This is a genomic window from Neoaquamicrobium sediminum (genome assembly GCF_013240295.1).
Lineage (GTDB): Bacteria > Pseudomonadota > Alphaproteobacteria > Rhizobiales > Rhizobiaceae > Aerobium > Aerobium sediminum.
This window is the reverse complement of record NZ_JABETK010000002.1, coordinates 2,063,756-2,084,195: the sequence shown is the minus strand read 5'-3', so window position 1 is coordinate 2,084,195 and position 20,440 is coordinate 2,063,756. Positions and strand designations below refer to the sequence as shown.

The following is a 20,440-nucleotide window of genomic DNA, read 5'->3' as shown; positions in this document are numbered from 1 at the left end:
GGTTCCTCCAGGCTTTGTCGGGTGGTGCTGTATCGGTTAGCGGGTAAGGAAGTTTTCGATCCTCTCCAGGGCCCGCAGAATATTCTCTTCGGAATTGGCGTATGAAAGGCGCAGATAGCCTTCTCCGAGAACGCCGAAATCCGGGCCGCCGATCAGCGCGACGCCGGCATCTTCCAGCAAGGCCGATGCAAACGCCTTGGCCGGACGGCCTGTGTCCCGCACGTTCGGGAACGCGTAGAACGCGCCCTTGGGGATGATGCAGGAAAAGCCCGGCAGCGCATTCAGGCCTTCCACGACGATCCTGCGTCGCCGGTCGAAGGCCGCGAGCATCTTCTCCACGTCGTCCTGCGGGCCGTCGATGGCGGCGATGCCGGCGAACTGGCTGGGCGCGTTGACGCAGGACCAGCAATTGACCGCAAGCTTGCGCACCTTGTCGTAGAGGTGACCGCTCTCCGGGTCGTTCGGCCAGATCGACCAGCCCATGCGCCAGCCGGTCATCGCCCAGGTCTTCGACCAGCCGTTGAGCACGATCAGCCGATCGCGGATTTCCGGGAACTGGAGCAGCGAGGTATGCGTCTCGCCGTCATAGGTCATCACGTCGTAGATTTCGTCGGAGAGGATTGCGACGTGCGGATGCGCATCGAGGCCCCGCACCAGCTTCTCGATTTCCGCCCTCGGGGTCACGCCGCCGGTGGGATTGGCAGGGGAGTTGACGATCAGCAACCGTGTTGCGGGCGTGATCAGGGCGAGGGTCTCGTCAGCCGAAAAGGCGAACCCGTTTTCCTCGCGGATCGGCACAGGCACCGGCCGCGCGCCGGTGAACTCGATCATCGAGCGATAGATCGGAAAACCCGGATCGGGATAGAGAATGTCGACGCCCGGCGCGCCGAACATCAGGATCGCGGCGAACATGGTCGGCTTGCCGCCTGGCATGATCATCACGTTCTCGGGCGAAACCTCCACGCCTGTCGTGGTCAGCGTGCGGCGCACGACTGCTTCGCGCGTCGCCAGCAAACCGGTCGCCGGCGTGTAGCCGTGGTGGCCGTCGCGAAGCGCCTTGATGGCGGCTTCGACGATATGGGCAGGGGTGCTGAAATCGGGCTGGCCGATGCCAAGATTTATGATGTCCTTGCCCGATTGCGCCAGTGCGGTCGCGCGCGCGAGCACCGCGAAGGCATTCTCCTCGCCGATCCTGTCGAAGGCTTCGATCGTTTGGAGCATGCGGGCGTTCCTCCCTGGTTCTTTTCCCGGCACGATGTTCTTGTGAGGCTTGGCGTCTGTTTGTCAATGTTGGTGGGCACATGGAAGATCTGAGCCAATGGACGCCGCGGCAGCGGCCTGAGCGCGAGCCGATGGAGGGGCGCTACGTGCGCCTTGAACCGCTGGATGCCGCACGTCACGGAGACGGGCTTTTCGAAGCATCTTCGACACCGGACAAGGATTCGCGCTTCCGCTGGCTCTACGACCATGCGCCACAGGACCGGGCGGATTTCCAGCCCTGGCTCGACAAGGCCGCGGCGAGCGACGATCCGCTTTATTTCGCGGTGATCGACAAGGCCAGCGGGCGGATCGCCGGTCGCCAGAGCTTCATGCGCATCGATACCGCCAACGGCGTCATCGAGATTGGCAACATTCTCTGGAACGGGCTCGTCGCCCGAAAGCCGGCGTCGACGGAAGCGCTTTACCTCTTCGCGCGCCATGCCTTCGACGATCTCGGCTATCGCCGCTTCGAGTGGAAATGCAATGCCGAGAACGAACCGTCGCGCAGCGCGGCGCTGCGCTTCGGCTTTTCCTTCGAGGGTGTTTTTCGCCAGCATCTCATCGTCAAAGGCCGCAATCGCGACACCGCATGGTTTGCGATGATCGACAAGGAATGGCCGACGATAGGCCGCGCCCTTGAGGAGTGGCTTGATCCGGAAAATTTCGATAGTGAAGGGCAGCAGAAAAGGCGGCTCGGCGAGATCAGGGCTGCCGTGACAGCCTGAGGAGCGCCGGCATGGCCCATGGCCACGCGCACGATCATTCCGGCCACGGCCATTCCCACGGCGCGGGCGACAAGACGCGGGTGCTGGTCGCTGCATGCCTGACGGGCGGGTTCATGGTGGCGGAGGCGATCGGCGGCCTCGCCACCGGGTCGCTGGCGCTTCTGGCCGATGCCGGCCACATGCTTTCGGACACGGTTGCGCTGGTGCTGGCCTGGTATGCGTTTCACTTGGCGGGGAGGGCGGCGACGACGCGCCTGACATACGGCTTCGACCGGGTGAAGACGCTGGTTGCCTACACAAACGGGCTGACGATCTTCGCCATCGGTATCTGGATCGTCTATGAGGCCTGGCACCGCATGGCGGAGCCTTCGCCTATCCTCGGCGGGCCGATGCTGGTGATCGGCGTGCTCGGCCTGCTGGTCAATGTGGCGGCGTTTTTCGTTCTGCATGGCGGTGACAGGGAAAACCTCAACATGCGCGGGGCGATCCTGCATGTCATCGGCGATCTGCTGGGCTCAGTCGCGGCAATCGCGGCGGCCGGCATCATCCTGCTGACCGGCTGGTACCCCATCGACCCGATCCTTTCGGCTCTTGTGGCGCTGTTGCTCTTCCGAAGCGCCTGGTCGCTGGTGCGGGAGTCCGGCCACATGCTGCTCGAAGGTGCGCCGAGCGGGCTTGACCGCGACGATATCGCGCGCGACATCGAAGCGAATGTCAAAGGGGTGCTTGGCATTCATCATATGCATGTCTGGTCGCTGGACGGGACACGCAACATGGCAACACTGCACGCCTGCCTGCGCGAGGGGATCAACGCGCATGCAGCGATCTGCGACATCAAGCTGCGCATGGCCAAGGTGCATCACATCGATCATGTAACCGTCGAGCCGGAATTCGGGCATTGCGCCGACCGGCCGGCGGGCGTCCATCTGCATTAGGGAGAGAAGTCGAATGGCTGGAAGGCTCAAGGGCAAGATCGCGGTGGTGACCGCAGCGGGGCAGGGGATCGGGCGCGCTATCGCCGAAGCCTTCGTGAAGGAAGGCGCCACCGTCTACGCGACCGATGTCGACCGCGCAAAGCTCGAAGGTCTGGCACGGGCGAAGAAGGGCAAGCTCAACGTGCTCTCCACCCGCGCCGTTGACGCCTACGCTGCCAAGGTTGGTTCGATCGACATTCTGGTGAACGTCGCCGGTTACGTGCATCACGGCACCGTGCTCGATTGCGAGGAAAAGGACTGGGATTTTTCCTTCGACCTCAACGTCAAGGCTATGCACCGCACGATCCGCGCATTCCTGCCCGGCATGCTGGAGCGGGCCAGGGAAACCGGCTCGTCGGGCTCGATCATCAACCTGTCATCCTGCGCGTCTTCGCTGAAGGCGGTGCCTAACCGCTACGCCTACGGGGCTTCCAAGGCAGCGGTGATCGGCCTCACCAAGGCCGTTGCGATGGACTTCGTCACCAAGGGCGTGCGCTGCAACGCGATCTGCCCCGGCACCGTGCGGTCGCCGTCATGGGAGGAGCGCGTCGAGGAACTCGGCCAGTCAGTCGGCGGCAAGGATAAGGCGCTCGAGATGTTCGTGGCGCGCCAGCCGATGGGGCGCGTTGGTGAAGCATCGGAGATCGCCGCGCTCGCCGTCTATCTCGCAGGCGATGAATCGGCCTTCACTACCGGAACCGCGATCCCGGTCGACGGCGGTTTGACAAACTGATGGATCGGGACACGCGCAACGCGGCGATCGCTGCCGCGGTCATACTGGTCGGGTTCGGCATCGTCGCGTTCTACATGCCGACGCTGATGCTGGCCGCCGGTGAAGCCTCGCCCATCATCGGCGGCATACTCGCGGTGGCATTCGTGCTTGCCTTCTTCGGCGTGTTCTGGCTGCGTGGGCGCAGCAAACGGAACGGCAACGGGGAGGAGTAGCCATGCGCGTGCTGGTGACGGGTGCGGCCGGGATGGTCGGCCGCAAGCTGACCAAGCGTCTGATGGAAGACGGCTCCGTTGCCGGCAGGACCATTGCTGCGCTCGATCTACACGACGTGACGCCGTTCGAGGCGATGTCGTCGCCGGCGATGCATGTGACCGTGCATGTCGGAGACCTTGCCGCCGAAGGGGCGGCAACCGCGCTCGTCGCTCCGCAGCCGGATCTGGTATTTCACCTGGCCGGCGTGGTGTCGGGCGAGGCGGAGGTCAATCTCGAACTCGGCTACCGCGTCAACCTCGACGGCACCCGCGCGTTGTTCGATGCGATCCGACAGGCCGGCAACGCGCCGCGCGTCGTCTTCACCTCGTCGATCGCCGTCTATGGCGGTCCCTATCCAGAGGTGATTCCCGACGATTTCCACACGGTTCCGCTCACTTCATACGGCACGCAGAAGCTGATGTCGGAAGCGCTGCTCAACGATTACAGCCGGCGTGGCTTCTTCGACGGGATCGGTCTCCGGTTCCCGACGATCTGCGTGCGACCGGGTAAGCCGAACAAGGCGGCTTCCGGCTTCTTCTCCAACATCATCCGCGAGCCGTTGGTAGGCTTGCCGGCGGTTCTGCCCGTGCCGCGGGACGTGGTTCATACCCACGCAAGCCCGCGTTCGGCAGTGGGTTTCCTCATTCATGCGGCTGGTCTTGATGGCGATCGGGTCGGGCCGCGCCGCAATATCACTTTGCCGGGCGTCGGCGTTTCGGTCGGCGAGCAGATCGAGGCGCTGCGTCGCGTGGCCGGTCAGGATGCGGTTGACTTGATCCGGGAGGAGCCAGACGAAGCCGTGTGGGCGCTGGTCAAGAATTGGCCTACGCGGTTCGAGGCGCGCCGTGCGGGCGAACTCGGTTTCAAGGCCGAAACGAGCTTCGACGAGATCATTCGCGCGCACATCGAGGATGAGCTCTCAGACTGAGAGCGCAGCCATCAGCAACGTAAGGCCGAGCAGGAACACGAAGCCGGCGCCGGCAATCTCGATCAAGCCGAGCACCCGGTTTCCGGTGCGTCCGTCGCCTGCATAGGCAACGGCCCAGTTCTTCGCCGTAACCGCCATGATGGCCAGCGCCGACACCGTGATCGCGGTGCCGATCGCCATGGCGAAGACCGAGACGATGCCGCCGAACCAGAGACCGTTGAGGAAAGCGAAGGACAGCACGATCAGCGCGCCGGTGCAGGGGCGCAGACCCACGGCAACGACAGCCGCCCAGGCGGTTTTCCAGTTGAAATGCTCACCTGCGATCAGCTTCGGGTCGGGCGCGTGGGCATGGCCGCAGGTCGAACAGACCTCGCCATGCGCGTGGTGGTGACCATGGTGCTCGTGGTGATGATCGTGATGGTGATGTCCATGGTCATGGTGGTGGTTATCGGTATGTGCATGGGCGGCCGATGAAAGGCTGTGGGCCGGATTGCCGAACAACAAGCCACGCAGATATGGGCCAGCCTTGCGCCACAACAGCCAGGCGCCGAAACCTGTCACCAGCACATAGCTCACGATCTCGAGGAAACGCGTTGCGTCGGTCATCGAGATCGCCGTCCCGCGCAGGACCAGGAAAACGGCGCCCATGATGGCAATTGCCGACAACGCCTGGAGCATGGCGGAAACGAAAGACAGCATCACGCCGCGCCGCAGGGCAACCTCGTTGGCGAGCATGTAGGAGGAGATGACCGCCTTGCCGTGGCCCGGACCGGCGGCATGGAACACGCCGTAAGCGAAGGAAAGGCCGACAAGAATCCACAAACCACCGCCGCCGTCGCGCATCGACCGCAAGGCTCCGGTAAGCGAGCGGTAAAAGCCTTGTTGCTGCGCGTTGATCCAGTTCAGCAGGCCTGCAAACAGACCGGTTGACGGCAGGGTTGCCTCGTTCGCTCCGATGCCGAGCGAGCTTTGCGCATGCGCAAGGCCTGCGAAATGGGTAAGGATGAAGGTCAGCGCCAACAGCGCGAAGACTATGCGGGTGGTCGTCTTTTTCACGCCGGTCATCCCTCTCCGGAGCACTTCAGTTCGAGTCGGGTCGCGAAAAGCTTGGAATAGTCGTTGTTGGACGGGTCGTTGAAGAACGCCTCGGTGAGCGACTGTTGATTCATCGCGATGGCTTCATCCGGATTGGGGCGAACGACTGTGCGGATGCAGCTTTCCGGAAGATCGGCAACCACCAGGTTCTTGTCTTCGTAAAAGTCGATCGCGGTGTAGAAGGTCGGGTCGTAGACGCCGAAATCGAGCTGGCCATCGAGATGCAGCGGTTCTGCAGGGCGTGATTCGAACAGAATGATGAGCTGGTTGTCTTCGTAATTCGCCATGATGCGGTCCGGCGCAACCATGTCCACTTCCTTGCCGCCAGCGGTGACGATCTGGAAATAGTTGAACTCGGCAAGCGATTCATGAATGACCGCGCCGACTTCCTCAAGTTCTGCGTTGTCGAGTACGAGGTCGGCGTTCTTATCGAATTCCAGAAGCACGGTGCTGGAGAAGAGATCGTCGAAACGCCAGACGTGGCGCAGCGCGACGACGTTGCGATCCGCATCGATTGCGACTTCAAGGTTCGCTTCGGCGAAGACATGGGGGTGCGCCAGAGCAGGGGCTGCGCCCGAAACGCACAGCGCCGCAACAGCGGCCGGCAATGTTCGCTTGCTGATTCTGCAGTGCACGGCTGACCCACCCTCTCCGGTGCGCCCGAGCATCATCATAAAGCGGGCAAAAATGGGACATCCGCACGTATTTGTTCCGTAGAATCAATCCTGTTCATGCTGCTTGAACCACTGGGCCAGAAAGTCGACGAATACCCTGATCTTGGCAGGCAGGTAGCGCCGATGCGGGTACACCGCAAAGATGCCGCCGCCGCGCGGTACCCATTCTTCCAGGACCGTCACGAGCTGGCCGCTTTCCAGCGCGGGGGCGGCAATAAAATCCGGAAGCGGGGCAAACCCCAGGCCGGCGATAGCGGCGGCACGCGTCGTCAGCGGGCTGTTGGCCTCCAGCGGGCCGGAGACCGCCACCGAGAACATCTCGCCGTTCTCGCGCATGAACGGCCAGTTGGAGAGCCACCGGCCGTTGGTGTCGATGATGCACGGCATGCGGGCAAGGTCCTGCGGCTTTTCCGGTTTGCCGTGTTTTTCGAGAAAGGCAGGCGAGGCGCAGATGTTCAGCGCGAAAGGCGCAAGCCGGCGCGCGATCATCGAGGAATCCTCCAGCCGCGTGATACGGATCGCCAGATCGAAGCCCTCTTCGACCAGATCGACGAAACGGTCGTCGAGATGCACATCGAGCACGATGTCGGGATAGGCCTTGGCGAAATCGATCAGTGAATGGCCGATCGGGGCATCGGAGAATGTGCGCGGCGCCGTGATCTTGATGCGTCCCCGCACGTCGCCCGACGAATCGCGAACCGTGTCCGCAAGACTGTCGATTTCGCGCACAATCTCGGAAGCGCGCTTGTAGTAGGTGTGCCCGGCCTCTGTCAGCGAGAACTGCCGCGTGGTCCGGTTGAGGAGCAGGGCGCCGAGCTCGTCTTCAAGTTCGCGGACATATTTGGACAGCAGCGCCTTCGAGCGCCCGATCTTGCGTGCCGCCGCCGAGAAGCCCTCTGCCTCCACCACCTCGATGAAGGCGCGCATGCGGGTGAGCGTATCCATTATCCACGCTCTCCGGCGGCGGTAAGGATGGTGCGGGCGAGTTCGATCAATTGCCGGTCGGCTCCCGCCGGGCCAAGCAGCGAGATGCCGAACGGAGCGCCATCGACCGTGCCCAGAGGAACGGTGATCTGCGGAAAGCCCGAGAGGCCGGACAGACACAGCAGGCGCAAGGCGCGCTCGCGATAGGCCTGAAGATCGTCGAAGCCGAGATCCTTGCGCGGCGCTGCTCCCGGCACCGTTGGAAGCAAGAGGATGCCGTCGTCGCCGAGCAGTTCGGCGAGTTCGTCGCGGAAGGCGTCCCGCTTTCCCGATTCTTCCGAGGCCGTCGCGTCCGTTACCTTCGAACCGAACTCGAAACGCTCCTTCACGCCGGGACCGAGCCCCCGCTCACTCGCCGAAATCCAGGCGCCATGGGTGGCCCATGCTTCGTAGGCCTGGAGCTTGCGGAACGACCAGTAGAGATCGTCAATCTCCTGCACGAGAGGCGGCGCCTCGCGGGGAACATCAAGCGTGGCGGCGATAATGTCCACCATGCGCGCATATTCCGTCGCTTCCCTGTCGCCAAGCGTTAGGGCGTCCAGTGATGCCAGGTTGAGAAAGTGATGCTGTCGTGTGGTGTTGTCGGCAGGCAGCATCACATTGGCCACGCGTTCGTAGGTGGCGATGTCCCTTGCGAACCAGCCGAACGTATCGAAGGAAGGCGCGAGCGGCATTGCACGGTCGAGCGAGATGACGCCATGGGTGGGTCGAAGGCCGATGAGGCCGCAGAAGCTCGCCGGTGCACGGATGGAGCCCCGGTATCCGAACCGATCGCGATGTCGGCGAGCCCGCCGGCCACTGCCGCGGCGGAGCCGGAAGACGAACCGCCGGTGACGCGGTCGGGTGCGGCCGGGTTCACGGGCTCCGGGTAGTGGGCATTCTGGCCCATCAAGGAGAATGTCAGTTCATCCGTCTGCGTGCGGCCGACGAATCGGGCGCCCGCATCCAGCAGGCGCTGGATCGAAGGTGCCGTCGTCTCGGCGACGGGAGCCTCGGCAAGCTTCTGCGGATTCCCGCCACCCGTGCGCTGGCCCGCAATATCGTAGATGTCCTTCACCGCAAGCGTCAGGCCCGCAAGCGGGCCGTCCGACGCATTGGCGACCGGCGCATCGGAATGATCGAGGAACGCGTTGAAGGGATCGTCGGTTGGAGACATTGTTCGACCTTTGGAAACAGTGAGCGCAGCTTCGTTCAACGCAGAGTTTTTTCAAGCGAACCCGAAAAATCCGTTGATTATGACAGCACTTATCCATATATCGCGCTTGCCCAAAGTCGCACGTGCCTGTGGGTGTCCGCCGTCCCCTCGTTCGGTGAGGAAAACGGTAAGGTACCTGGAGCCAACCACTCCAGTCGGTCAGACGGCCAACCGCCTGAACCGAGGACACCTTGAAGCAACGACGGTGCGGGCCTTTCTGGTGTTCTGCCGGTCGTCCAAAGACCGGGGTTACTGAAGAGGCACACCTTCATTGCCGGCAGTGCGGAGGGTTTCTCCAAAGCTGAGGCAGACAAAGCGAGCAACCGCCGCAAGGCGATGGCTCACCGCCGCGTGACGCGCGTTTTCATGGTCCGGTGACTCCACCGGCTGGACCCTGAGCCGACGCATCGCGCCCTTTGTCCACCGCCCGTCCGTGGCCGCGCGCCGAAGACGGGAGCTTGAGATGAAGCGGCTTGCGCCGCGATCGGAGAAACCCATGGCCACGCAGCGTATCCTCGACTTCCTCGCCACCCGACGTCCGGCCGGCCCCTGCCTGGTCGTCGACCTCGATGTCGTGAGCGACAATTTCCACGCCTTCGAGCGCGCCCTGCCGAGCTCGAAGATCTACTACGCCGTCAAGGCAAACCCGGCGCCGGAAATCCTGCGCCTGCTCGCAGGCCTCGGTTCGTCCTTCGACACTGCTTCGGTCGCCGAGATCGAGATGGCGATGGATGCCGGCGCGCCCGCCGAACGAATCAGCTTCGGCAACACCATCAAGAAAGAGCGCGACATCGCGCGCGCCTTCGAGCTCGGCGTCCGGCTCTTTGCCGTCGACTGCGTCGAGGAGGTCGAGAAGGTGTCGCGGGCAGCGCCCGGCGCACAGGTGTTCTGCCGCGTGCTGACCGACGGCGAGGGCGCCGAGTGGCCGCTGTCGCGCAAGTTCGGTTGCGTGCCGGCCATGGCCATCGACGTGTTGCGCCACGCCCATGCGCTTGGCCTCGACGCCTATGGCGTTTCCTTCCATGTGGGTTCGCAGCAGACCGACCTGTCGGCCTGGGACAAGGCGCTGGGCGATGCCAAGGCCGTGTTCGCGACGCTTGCCGAGGAAGGCATCGTGCTGCGCATGGTCAACATGGGCGGCGGCTTCCCGACCCGTTACCTCAAGGATGTGCCGACCGCGCAGGCCTATGGCGAAGCCATTTTCGGCGCGCTGTCGCGCCACTTCGGCAATCGCCTGCCCGAGACCATCATCGAACCGGGCCGCGGCATGGTCGGCAATGCCGGTGTCATCAAGTCGGAAGTCGTGCTGATCTCGCGCAAGGCCGACAACGACAATGTGCGCTGGGTCTATCTCGACATCGGCAAGTTCGGCGGGCTTGCCGAAACGATGGACGAGGCGATCCGCTATCCGATCGTGACGCCGCATGACGGCGGCGAAGTCGCGCCCTGCGTGCTCGCCGGTCCGACCTGCGATTCCGCCGACGTGATGTACGAGAAGACGCCCTATCCGCTGCCGCTGTCGCTGACGATCGGCGACGAGGTGCTGATCGAAGGCACCGGAGCCTACACCACCACCTATTCGGCAGTGGCGTTCAACGGCTTCGAACCCCTGCGATCCTACGTGATCTGAGGCAGCGAGCCTGCCTCAAATCCTGCTGCGGCGGGCGCATGCGCCCGCCCGGCATTGCTCGTGGAATTGATGTCCGCTTGTGAAGGATTGCAGAGATGGACTTCATGAATCTGCTGGCCGATGCCGGCATGATCACCCCCTCATCCGACGTTTTGCGCCCGCTTCTCCCCGGGGGGAGGAGAGGCCGGCGGCGATTGCGCCCTGTTCTTCCCACGGGGAGGATACTGGCTCGCGCAGAACGCCGGATGAGGGGGCACCTATCTCATCGGCATGGAACGCGCCGACGATGTGGCGGCCCGCGAAGCGTTGCTTGATCGTGCCATGGGTCCGGGCCGCCGGCGCAAGTCTTCGGATAAGCTGCGCCGCGACCGCAGGCCTTCGGAGGGGCTCGACCTTGTCGCGAAGGATGGCGACGGCACGCTGGTGGGAACGGTGCGACTGTGGGACGTCCGCGCCGGCGAGGGCGGTCCTGCCGCGCTTCTGCTCGGCCCGCTCGCCGTCGACCCTGCGGTCAAGTCTGCCGGGATCGGTTCGGCGCTGATGCGCCATGCCATCGGCGAGGCTGCCCGGCTCGGCCACAGCGCCATCCTGCTGGTGGGCGATGCCGCGTATTACAGCCGTTTCGGCTTCTCCAGCGAGAAGACCGGCAAGCTCGCAATGCCCGGACCCTACGAGCGTGAGCGCTTCCTGGCGCTGGAGCTGGTCGAGGGTGTGCTTGACGGCGCCAGCGGCGTGCTCAAGGCTTCCGGCCGCAAGGCAAAGCCCGCGCCGATGGCGCGGGCCGCGTAAGCTGGCTCCTGACGGGCGTCGGAATCTAGTCGGTGACGGCGTAGCTTTCCGTTTCGCAAAGATCCGTCGTGTCCTCGATGCTGTCGCCATCTTCGAACACAACGCGAAGGTCGTATTCGCAAGCCCTGCGGCCGTCGGCGATCGTCACGCGCGCGGATTCTCCCGATTCCAGCACATCGCGGCCAAGGATATCCTCCTCCCACTCGCCGACATCACTGGGTGACGCGTAGAGTTCGACGACCGTGTAGCTGCTGTTGTTGTCGAAGCGAAATACGAGATCGTCCGCAAATGCGCCAGCCGGCATCAGAACGGCGACCGCCGCCAGCGACATGTATTTGAAAGAAAACATGAAATCACACCCCAGAATGCACAATTGCATCCGGCTTCTACGGCACTTTCAAGCGGCCGGGAAGCGACGCGCGAGGGCGGGACGCAAAATATTTGCTTATCAGGATAGGCATACAAGAAAAAAGGCGGCCGAGGCCGCCTTTTTTCTTCGGGAAAACTGGAGGTCTATCCGATCAGAGCACCTGGCTGAGCTGCATGGCGATCGACATGTCGCCCTCGACCTTCAGCTTGCCCTGCATGAACGCCATGGTCGGGTTGAGATCACCCGAGGTGAGGGCCAGAAAATCGTCCTTGGACATGGTGATGGTGCAATCGGCGCCGGAATCTTCGGTGGACACGGACTGGCCGTCGATCACGATGACACCGTCATCGCCCAGGTCGAACTTGACCGATTTGTCGAAGCCGCTTCCCGCGACGCGTTCGCGAATCTTGTCTGCAATGGCGTCAAGGCTCATGGATCATCTCCTTCGGAGGCGGCCCGACGAGAGGCCGCTGTTTACAGGTGGGTTCAGATAGCAGGCGATTGACGTTTACGTCAACGTGATTTAGCGTTCCTCGAACCGCCAATGGGAGGAGGCCACGGTGGGCTACCGCAGCGTGCTGCGCAAGGATTGTTTCGCGGGCGAGACCCACATCGTCACCGGTGCGGGCAGCGGTATCGGTCGTTGTGTCGCCCACGAGCTGGCGAGCCTGGGCGCGCATGTCGTCCTGACGGGGCGCAAGCAGGACAGGCTCGATGCCGTGGCGGACGAGATCGCGCTCGACGGCGGGCAGGTGTCGACCGCGGCCTTCGATATTCGCGACGAGGATGCGGTGCGCGATGCGATCGCGGCAATCGTATCGGAACGCGGCCAGCTCCACGGTCTCGTGAACAATGCCGGCGGCCAGTTTCCGGCACCTATGCAGAGCATCTCGAAGAAGGGTTTCGATGCCGTCGTCGCGACCAATCTCACCGGCGGCTTCCTCGTCATGCGCGAGGTGTTCGTGCAATCCATGCAGGCACATGGTGGCGCGATGGTGAACATGGCCGCCGACATGTGGCGCGGCATGCCGGGCATGGCGCATTCGGGCGCCGCGCGCGCCGGTATGGTGAATTTGACAAAGACTGCCGCCTACGAATGGGCGCATGCAGGCGTGCGGATCAATTGCGTCGCGCCGGGCTGGGTGGCGTCATCGGGCATGGACACCTATGACGGCATGACACGCGCGCTCATTCCGCAGCTCAAGAACCACGTGCCGCTCGGGCGGCTGGCGATGGAGGCGGAGGTATCTTCCGTTATCTGCTTCCTGCTGTCTCCTGCCGCCGCATTCGTCACCGGCGTCACGATCCCCATCGACGGCGGCGCGCCGCTCGGCTCGGCGCTGTTTCCGCTGGGCAAGGGGCGGGCGACGAAGCCGTTCTACGGGTTTCACCGTGCCGTCATGCCCGCCGTGCTTGCGGACGAGAACGGCTGATGCCCGCTCTCGCATCGGAACTGGACACACGCTCGGACGCCTTCCGCGCCAATGCGTTGGCAATGGGCGAAAAGCTTTCCGAGGTCAGACGGCTGGAAGAGGCGGTTCGCCAGAACTCCGCTTCGAGGAAGGCGCGTTTCGAGGAGCGGGGGCAGTTGCTGCCGCGCGAGCGCGTCGAACGCCTGCTGGATCGCGGTCAGCCGTTCCTCGAATTGTCCACGCTCGCCGGCTACCGGATGCACGACGATGACGGCGGCAAAAACATCATGGGCGGTGGAACGATCGCCGGCATCGGCGTCGTCGGCGGCCGGCGCTGTATCGTCTCTGCCTCCGACAGCGGCATCAAGGGCGGCACGATCCCGCCGATCGGGCTCAGGAAGTCGCTGCGGCTCCATGAGATTGCATTCGAAAACCGCCTGCCGTTGATCTATCTGGTCGAAAGCGGCGGCGCGAACCTGCTCTATCAGGCGGAGATGTTCGTCGAAGGCGGCAGGTCCTTTGCAAATCAGGCCCGGCTGTCCGCGGCCGGCATTCCGCAGATTGCCATCGTGCACGGGTCGTCGACCGCCGGCGGTGCCTACCTGCCGGGGCTTTCCGATTATGTCGTGCTGGTGCGCAAGCGCTCCAAGATTTTCCTTGCAGGGCCGCCGCTGGTGAAGGCGGCTATCGGCGAGGACGCCGACGACGAGTCGCTGGGCGGGGCCGACCTGCACGGCAGCGTCACCGGGCTCGGTGAATATGTCGCCGAGGACGACGCGCAGGCGCTGGCCTATGGCCGGTCGATCATGGAGCATCTCACCTGGGACGGGGTGCCGGATCGGAGCGCGGCACCGGAACCGCTGTTCGATCAAGAAGACCTCCTGGGGATCGTGCCGGCGGAGGAGAAATCTCCGTTCGATATGAAGGAGATCATCGCACGTATCGTCGACGCGTCCGATTTCCTTGAGTTCAAGGCCGGTTATGCGCCTGATACTGTTTGCGGACATGCGGCGATCGAGGGCGCAAGGGTCGGCATCCTGGCCAATAACGGGCCGATCATGCCGTCGGGCTCGCTGAAGGCGGCGCAGTTCATCCAGCTCTGCGATCAGGCCGGAACGCCACTGGTCTTCCTGCAGAACACCACAGGCTACATGGTGGGCTCGGCGGCCGAGCGTGAGGGCGCCATCAAGCACGGCTCCAAGATGATCCAGGCCGTCGCCAACGCCCGCGTGCCGAAGTTCACTATCCTCATCGGCGGGTCCTACGGCGCGGGCAATTACGGCATGTGCGGGCGGGGTTTCTCGCCGCGTTTCATCTTTTCCTGGCCGTCGGCGCGCACCGCCGTCATGGGCGGGGAGCAAGCTGCGAAGGTCATGGAAATCGTCGCGCGCGGCAAGGCTGCGCGAGAAGCCGTCGAGGTCGACGAGGACGTGCTGGCAAAACAGAGCGGCATGATCCGCGCGGGCATCGAGGCGCAGTCCGGTGCGCTCTTCGCCACCGCGCGGCTGTGGGATGACGGCATTATCGATCCGCGCGACACGCGGCGTGTGCTCGGCCTTTGCTTGGGAATCGCGGCTGAAGGCGAACGGCGGACGCTGCGCCCGAACGCTTTCGGTGTTGCGCGTGGGTGAGGAACGATCCGCGTAGCGGGCGCCAGTGGAAATCTTGGGAGGAACCTGATGCAATTCACGGCCGAGCACGAGAACCTGCGCCGCACCGTCGCGAAGTTCGTCGAGACCGAGATCAATCCGCATGTGGATGCGTGGGAGGCGGCGGAAGAATTTCCGTCCCATGAGTTGTTCAAGAAGCTCGGCGATCTCGGGCTGCTCGGCATCAAGTACGACCCCGCCTACGGTGGCCTCGGCCTCGACTTTTCCTATTCGATGATCATGGCGGAGGAACTGGGGCTCGTGCATTGCGGCGGCGTGCCGATGGCCATCGGCGTGCACACGGACATGTGTACGCCGGCGCTCAATCGCTTCGGCTCCGACACGGTAAAGGAGGACTTCCTGGCGCCTTCGATTGCGGGTGACGTCGTCGGCTGCCTCGGCGTTTCCGAACCCGGCGGCGGCTCCGACGTCGCGGCGGTCAGGACGACGGCGCGCAAGGACGGTGACGACTACGTGATCTCCGGCACCAAGATGTGGATCACCAACGGCATGAAGGCGGACTGGTGCTGCCTGCTTGCAAACACGTCGGAAGGGCCGGTGCATCAGAACAAGTCGCTGATCTGCGTGCCGATGGATGCCAAGGGCATCACGAGGCAGAAGATCCACAAGATCGGCATGCACTCCTCCGACACCGCGCAACTCTTTTTCGACGAGGTGCGGGTGCCGCGCCGCAACCTGATCGGTCAGGAGGGCGGCGGTTTCATGATGCAGATGCTGCAGTTCCAGGAAGAGCGGCTCTATGCGGCGGCGAGCGCGCTGAAGGGTTTCGACAGGCTTATCGACCTCACCATCGACTACACACGCGATCGCAAGACTTTCGGCAAGCCGGTGCTCGATAATCAGGTCGTCCACTTCCGGCTGGCGGAACTGCGCACCGAGGTCGAGGCACTGCGCGCGCTGACCTGGAGCGCGATCGAGCAATATGTGGCGGGTGCGGACGTGACGCGGCTTGCATCCATGGCCAAGCTCAAGACCGGCCGGCTGGCACGCGAACTGACCGATGCCTGCCTGCAATATTGGGGCGGCATGGGCTACACGGCCGACAATCCGGTCAGCCGGGCCTATCGCGACACGCGGTTGGTTTCCATAGGCGCGGGTGCGGACGAAATCATGCTGGGCATCATCGCCAAGTTCGAGGGTACGCTGCCGGGCATAAGCAACAAGGCAAGGCCGAATTGAGCCGATGACTAATCACCCCCACTCCGTCCCTTCGGGCCACCTCTCCCCCTGCCCGGGGAGAGGAAGAGCGGCCGCGACGCCGGCGTTCATCCAGCTTGGATTCCTCTCCCCGGGCAGGGGGAGAGGTGGCCCGAAGGGACGGAGTGGGGGTGGTTCGGGTGCTGCGAGCCTCGAAGGGCGCACCTATATGATCGCCAAGCTTCTCATCGCCAATCGCGGCGAGATCGCCTGTCGCATAATCCGTACCGCGAAACGCATGGGTATCGGCACCGTGGCGGTCTTCAGCGACGTGGATGCGGATGCGCTGCATGTGCGCATGGCCGACCGCGCCGTGCGCATCGGCCCGGCGCCGGCCGCGCAGTCTTACCTGCGGGTCGAGGCGATCATCGAGGCGGCGATACAGTCCGGTGCGGATGCGATTCATCCCGGCTACGGCTTTCTGTCCGAGAATGCGGATTTCGCTGAAGCCTGCTTGGCAGCGGATATTCTTTTCGTCGGTCCGCCGGTTGAGGCTATCCGCTCGATGGGCGACAAGGCAAACGCCAAGGCGTTGATGCGCGCGGCTGCCGTGCCGGTGGTGCCGGGCTATGATGGCGACGACCAGTCGGACGCAACGTTCGCAGCAGAAGCCGAACGCATCGGTTTTCCGGTGCTCGTCAAGGCGTCCGCAGGCGGTGGAGGTCGCGGCATGCGCCGTGTCAGGTCCGCCGGCGAGCTTGCAGGCGCGCTGGAGAGCGCGCGCCAAGAGGCCGCCGCGGCCTTCGGCTCCGACAGACTGCTGCTCGAGAAGCTGATCGAGGATGCGCGGCACGTCGAGGTGCAGGTGTTTGCCGACAATCACGGCACCGTCGTTCATCTCGGCGAGCGTGACTGTTCCACGCAAAGACGGCACCAGAAGATCATCGAAGAGACGCCGTCGCCTTTCGTCGATGCGCCGATGCGCCAGGCCATGACGAAGGCGGCCGTGGAAGCGGCTCGTGCGGTGAACTATGCAGGGGCGGGGACGGTGGAGTTCATTGTCGGGTCCGATCGCACTTTCTTCTTTCTCGAGATGAACACGAGGCTGCAGGTCGAGCATCCCGTTACGGAGATGGTCACCGGGCTCGATCTCGTGGAGTGGCAATTGCGGGTGGCGGCCGGTGAGCGGCTGCCTCATACGCAGGAGTCGATCAGCTTCTCGGGGTATGCCATCGAGGCACGGCTGTGCGCCGAAGACCCGGCAGCCGGCTTCGCGCCGCAGACCGGCAAGGTGATTCACTGGCGACCGGAGGCGGCTGCCATTCCGGGGTGCGGATCGACCACGGCATCGACGAAGGCGGGGAAGTCACGCCGTTCTACGATCCGATGATCGCCAAGGTGATCGCGCATGCCACAACGCGCGACGAGGCGGTCGCGACGCTCGCCCGGGCGCTTCGGGCGACCCCTCTGCTTGGTGTGGTTTCCAACAGAGGCTTTCTGCTCGAGCTGCTTGAAAGCGAAACGCTCGGCGCTGGCGCGGTTACGACGGGCATGCTGGATGCGGCAGAGCGACCGACGACTGCGCCGTCCGACGAGGATTTTGCCGCTGCCGTTTCGGTTCTGGCGCTCGCGGACGGCGACGACTGGTTTTCTTCGACCGGGCGCAGGCGTTGCCCTATCACGCTTCGAGCTGGCGAGACGACAAAAGAGTGCTCGGCCAATTTTGAACGCGGTCGACTGGTTTCGATAGACGTCGGTGAGGCGAATATCGCCGCGTCGTCAATCGAAACGCATGGCTCGTTGCATGTGCGGGAAGGTCGTGCGGTGTGGATTGATCGCGCAAGCCGAACGTTCCGATTCGATGAACCGGACCCCATGCAGCGTGATGCTGCGGCTGCCGACGGCCGGGTGGTCGTTACGCCGGTTTCAGGCCTGTTGCGACGCGTCGACGTTGCCGTCGGCGATTCCGTTCGCTCTGGCACCGTCGTCGGCATCGTGGAGGCCATGAAGATGGAAACCGCGCTCACCGCACGCATGGACGGTATCGTCAACGCGGTGAGGGGTAAGACTGGCGATCAGGTCCGGGCTGGCGACGTGCTCATCGAGATTGCCGGCGAGCAATAGCCATGGGACAAACTCCCTGTCAGCATGAACGCATCTTGAGTCTTCATTGGCCTATTGTTATGATGAATAACAATGTTGGGGAGGAGTCTGATGCCGATCGTGTCCGTTCCGGGCATGCGTCCCGTACGTATGGGCGCGCTGGCAGTGGACGTCGAGCACCGCGCCGACGGTGCTGCTGTGTTGCGGTCGAGGCAAGAACTCGGTCCCTATCCGCGCTCCATGATCGACTGTCTCGACCGTTGGGCCGACGAAGCGCCCGAACGTACCTTCCTCGCTGATCGTGGCCCTGACGGGCAATGGCGGCATTGCAGCTACCGTGAAGCTCTGGAGCATGCCCGTGCGATTGCGCAGTATGTTCTCGATCTCAATCTCGATGCAGACAGGCCCGTGGTCATCCTGTCCGGCAACGGCATCGAGCACGGGCTGATCGCGCTCGGCTGCATGATGGCAGGGGTGCCGTTCGCGCCCGTGTCGCCGGCCTATTCGCTGATTTCGACCGATCATTCAAAGCTGCGGCACATCTTCGGGCTGCTGACGCCGGGCCTGGTTTTCGCGGCGGATGGACAGCCCTTCGAGAAGGCGGTTCGGGCTGTTTTTACCGAGGACATGCAGCTTGTTTTTTCCCGGGCGCCAGTTGAAGGGCTGACGGCGGCAAGCTTCGACGAGATGCTTGCAACAAAACCAACCGATGCAGTTGCGCGCGCCAACGCGGCGGTCGACGGGGACACGATTGCCAAGTTCCTGTTTACGTCCGGTTCCACCGGTATGCCGAAGGCGGTGATCAACACACAGCGCATGTTGTGCTGCAATCAGGAAATGATCGCGACGGCGCTTGCATTCCTGCGCGACGAACCGCCCGTCATGGTCGACTGGCTGCCTTGGAACCACACCGCCGGCGGAAACCACAATTACGGCATCGCGCTCTACAATGGCGGAACGCTCTACATCGATGACGGCGCACCGACGCCTGCGGGCATCGCCAAGACGGTCCGCAATCTCGAGGAAATCGCGCCGACGCTCTATTTCAACGTGCCCAAGGGCTACGAGATGCTGAGTGAGCATCTCTCGTCGAACGAGCGATTGCGGAAGACCTTCTTCTCGCGCGTTAAATTACTTCAATATGCCGGTGCGGGGCTGGCTCAGCACGTCTGGGACGCATTGGAGCGGCTGGCGCAGGAGGCTGCCGGCGAGAAGATCATGATCGTGACCGGATACGGTTCCACCGAGACCGCCCCCTTCGCCTCGACGACGACATGGCCGGTCACGCGGCCCGGCGAAGTCGGCTTGCCGGCTCCCGGGCTGGAACTCAAGCTGGTTCCTGCGAGCGAGAAGCTTGAGGTGCGCATGCGCGGCCCGAGCATCACTCCGGGCTACTGGCGTCAGCCGGAAAAAACCGCCGAATGCTTCGACGACGAGGGCTTCTACCGTATCGGCGATGCGCTGAAATTCGTGGATCCGGAAGAGCCCAACAAGGGGCTACTCTTCGACGGCCGCGTGTCGGAAGATTTCAAGCTGTCGACCGGCACCTGGGTGAACATGGCCGCTGTGCGCGGCGCTCTGATCCGCGGTTGTGCACCGTTGGTGCGAGACGTGGTGCTGACAGGGCTCAATCGCAATCACATCGGCGCGCTGCTTTTCCTGGATGTCGATGCCGCGCGGAAGTTGAGCCCCGTTCTGGCGCAGTCGACGGAGGCGGAACTGGCGGCAAGCCAAGCGGTTCGTAGCGCTATCTCCGGAGCGCTGGATCATATGGCGCAACAAGCCACCGGGAGTTCGAACCTCGTCGCTCGTGCAATCGTGCTCGACAGTCCACCGGCGATGGACGCGAACGAAATGACCGACAAGGGATCGATCAACCAGCGCGCGGTGATGGAAGCGCGCGCGACGCTGGTGGAGGACCTTTACGCCGATCCCGCTCCACCGCACGTGATCGTGGCGAAACGCTGAGCCGCGTCAGGCCGGTTTTTCACCGAGGAGACGGCCAAGCAAATCCAGCAGCGTCGCGCGGGCTTCCGGCCCGCCGAGGCGTTCGACAAGGCGTTCTTCATGCGTGCGCCATACGGTGCTCATCTTGTCGACGAAGCGGGTGCCCTCAGGCGTGAGGTGCAACGAGTGCGAGCGCTTGTCGCCTTCTGCCTTGCGCCGCTCGGCCAGACCACGCCGTTCGAGGCTATCCATCAGCGCCACGAAGTTCGCCCGCTTTATGCCGAGCTGTTCGGCGATCTCCGTCTGTTTCTGGCCCGGTGTGCGGGCAATGAGCGCAAGTACGGAGAACTCGGCCGGGCGCAGCTTAATCTTCTCGAAGGTTTCAATGAAGTCCTGGAATACGAAGAGCTGGGCCCGCCGCAGCTTGTAGCCGACTATTTCCGCCATCTCGGGAATCCCGGCTGGAACGCCAGATCCCGTGTTGTTTTCGTCGCTGCTCTTACCCACCACGAACCCTCATCCAAGCTATCACGACAACCGCGATGTCAGGTCAACAACCGGA

20 protein-coding genes and 1 pseudogene are annotated in these 20,440 nt (G+C 63.6%); 13 read left to right on the top strand and 8 right to left on the bottom strand.

Features of this window, described 5'->3' with window-relative positions:
* Positions 1-36: 36 nt before the first annotated feature.
* On the bottom strand, positions 37-1,221 hold the full coding sequence (locus HK436_RS22065; protein WP_173193217.1) for a pyridoxal phosphate-dependent aminotransferase: 1,185 nt from the start codon (positions 1,219-1,221) through the stop codon (positions 37-39).
* A gap of 80 nt (positions 1,222-1,301) precedes the next feature.
* On the opposite strand from HK436_RS22065, the gene HK436_RS22060 reads away from it, so the two are divergent.
* The 5 genes from HK436_RS22060 to denD are packed head-to-tail and all read left to right on the top strand — an operon-like array spanning position 1,302 to position 4,872.
* Positions 1,302-1,985 carry a GNAT family N-acetyltransferase gene (locus HK436_RS22060; RefSeq protein ID WP_173193215.1) on the top strand — a complete coding sequence of 228 codons (684 nt, stop codon included), beginning with the start codon at positions 1,302-1,304 and terminating at the stop codon, positions 1,983-1,985.
* A gap of 11 nt (positions 1,986-1,996) precedes the next feature.
* Positions 1,997-2,920: a cation diffusion facilitator family transporter gene (locus tag HK436_RS22055; protein WP_173193213.1), complete on the top strand. Its 924-nt coding sequence runs from the start codon at positions 1,997-1,999 to the stop codon at positions 2,918-2,920.
* Positions 2,921-2,933: 13 nt separating this feature from the next.
* Entirely contained in the window at positions 2,934-3,692 is a 759-nt protein-coding gene (locus HK436_RS22050) for an SDR family oxidoreductase (protein WP_173193211.1), read from the top strand.
* Positions 3,692-3,904: a hypothetical protein gene (locus tag HK436_RS22045; RefSeq protein ID WP_173193209.1), complete on the top strand. Its 213-nt coding sequence runs from the start codon at positions 3,692-3,694 to the stop codon at positions 3,902-3,904. Before HK436_RS22050 ends, HK436_RS22045 begins: the two co-directional genes overlap by 1 nt.
* Positions 3,905-3,906: 2 nt before the next feature.
* Positions 3,907-4,872 carry a D-erythronate dehydrogenase gene (denD, locus tag HK436_RS22040; protein WP_173193207.1) on the top strand — a complete coding sequence of 322 codons (966 nt, stop codon included), beginning with the start codon at positions 3,907-3,909 and terminating at the stop codon, positions 4,870-4,872.
* On the opposite strand, the gene HK436_RS22035 is transcribed toward denD, so the two are convergent.
* The 4 genes and pseudogenes from HK436_RS22035 to HK436_RS22020 all read right to left on the bottom strand — a co-directional run bounded on the left by HK436_RS22035 (position 4,864) and on the right by HK436_RS22020 (position 8,781).
* Entirely contained in the window at positions 4,864-5,937 is a 1,074-nt protein-coding gene (locus HK436_RS22035; RefSeq protein ID WP_173193205.1) for a nickel/cobalt transporter, read from the bottom strand. The genes denD and HK436_RS22035 overlap by 9 nt on opposite strands.
* Positions 5,934-6,602 (bottom strand): DUF1007 family protein, encoded by a 669-nt coding sequence (locus HK436_RS22030; RefSeq protein ID WP_376769186.1) that lies wholly within the window; start codon positions 6,600-6,602, stop codon positions 5,934-5,936. Before HK436_RS22030 ends, HK436_RS22035 begins: the two co-directional genes overlap by 4 nt.
* Before the next feature lie 84 nt (positions 6,603-6,686).
* Positions 6,687-7,586: a LysR family transcriptional regulator gene (locus tag HK436_RS22025; protein ID WP_173193203.1), complete on the bottom strand. Its 900-nt coding sequence runs from the start codon at positions 7,584-7,586 to the stop codon at positions 6,687-6,689.
* Positions 7,586-8,781: pseudogene (locus tag HK436_RS22020) on the bottom strand (amidase). Before HK436_RS22020 ends, HK436_RS22025 begins: the two are co-directional and overlap by 1 nt.
* 535 nt (positions 8,782-9,316) lie before the next feature.
* Here HK436_RS22020 and HK436_RS22015 point away from each other — a divergent pair.
* Together HK436_RS22015 and HK436_RS22010 are read left to right on the top strand one after the other, a co-directional pair.
* Positions 9,317-10,450, top strand: a complete 1,134-nt coding sequence (locus tag HK436_RS22015) for a type III PLP-dependent enzyme (protein ID WP_173193201.1) — start codon at positions 9,317-9,319, stop codon at positions 10,448-10,450.
* A gap of 270 nt (positions 10,451-10,720) precedes the next feature.
* Positions 10,721-11,239, top strand: coding sequence for a GNAT family N-acetyltransferase (locus HK436_RS22010; protein ID WP_173193199.1), 519 nt, complete (start codon positions 10,721-10,723; stop codon positions 11,237-11,239).
* A gap of 25 nt (positions 11,240-11,264) precedes the next feature.
* Here the strand turns inward: HK436_RS22010 and HK436_RS22005 are convergent, their stop codons facing one another.
* Positions 11,265-11,588, bottom strand: a complete 324-nt coding sequence (locus HK436_RS22005) for a hypothetical protein (RefSeq protein ID WP_173193197.1) — start codon at positions 11,586-11,588, stop codon at positions 11,265-11,267.
* A 172-nt stretch (positions 11,589-11,760) separates the two neighbouring features.
* Complete coding sequence (locus HK436_RS22000; RefSeq protein WP_173193196.1) at positions 11,761-12,042, bottom strand: SCP2 sterol-binding domain-containing protein; 282 nt, start codon at positions 12,040-12,042, stop codon at positions 11,761-11,763.
* Positions 12,043-12,169: 127 nt separating this feature from the next.
* Between HK436_RS22000 and HK436_RS21995 the strand changes: the two genes are divergently transcribed.
* The 6 genes from HK436_RS21995 (at position 12,170) to HK436_RS21975 (ending at position 19,899) form a co-directional block, all read left to right on the top strand.
* Complete coding sequence (locus HK436_RS21995; RefSeq protein ID WP_173193194.1) at positions 12,170-13,042, top strand: SDR family oxidoreductase; 873 nt, start codon at positions 12,170-12,172, stop codon at positions 13,040-13,042.
* Entirely contained in the window at positions 13,042-14,652 is a 1,611-nt protein-coding gene (locus tag HK436_RS21990) for an acyl-CoA carboxylase subunit beta (protein ID WP_173193192.1), read from the top strand. Before HK436_RS21995 ends, HK436_RS21990 begins: the two co-directional genes overlap by 1 nt.
* Positions 14,653-14,700: 48 nt before the next feature.
* Entirely contained in the window at positions 14,701-15,870 is a 1,170-nt protein-coding gene (locus tag HK436_RS21985; protein ID WP_173193190.1) for an acyl-CoA dehydrogenase family protein, read from the top strand.
* Positions 15,871-16,057: 187 nt separating this feature from the next.
* Positions 16,058-17,218 carry an acetyl-CoA carboxylase biotin carboxylase subunit gene (locus HK436_RS33175; RefSeq protein ID WP_312860664.1) on the top strand — a complete coding sequence of 387 codons (1,161 nt, stop codon included), beginning with the start codon at positions 16,058-16,060 and terminating at the stop codon, positions 17,216-17,218.
* Entirely contained in the window at positions 17,158-17,952 is a 795-nt protein-coding gene (locus tag HK436_RS33170) for a biotin/lipoyl-containing protein (RefSeq protein ID WP_312860663.1), read from the top strand. Before HK436_RS33175 ends, HK436_RS33170 begins: the two co-directional genes overlap by 61 nt.
* Positions 17,953-18,042: 90 nt before the next feature.
* Complete coding sequence (locus HK436_RS21975) at positions 18,043-19,899, top strand: feruloyl-CoA synthase (RefSeq protein ID WP_173193188.1); 1,857 nt, start codon at positions 18,043-18,045, stop codon at positions 19,897-19,899.
* Positions 19,900-19,905: 6 nt separating this feature from the next.
* Here HK436_RS21975 and HK436_RS21970 read toward each other — a convergent pair whose 3' ends face one another.
* Entirely contained in the window at positions 19,906-20,325 is a 420-nt protein-coding gene (locus HK436_RS21970; RefSeq protein ID WP_173193186.1) for a MarR family winged helix-turn-helix transcriptional regulator, read from the bottom strand.
* Positions 20,326-20,440 lie beyond the last annotated feature (115 nt).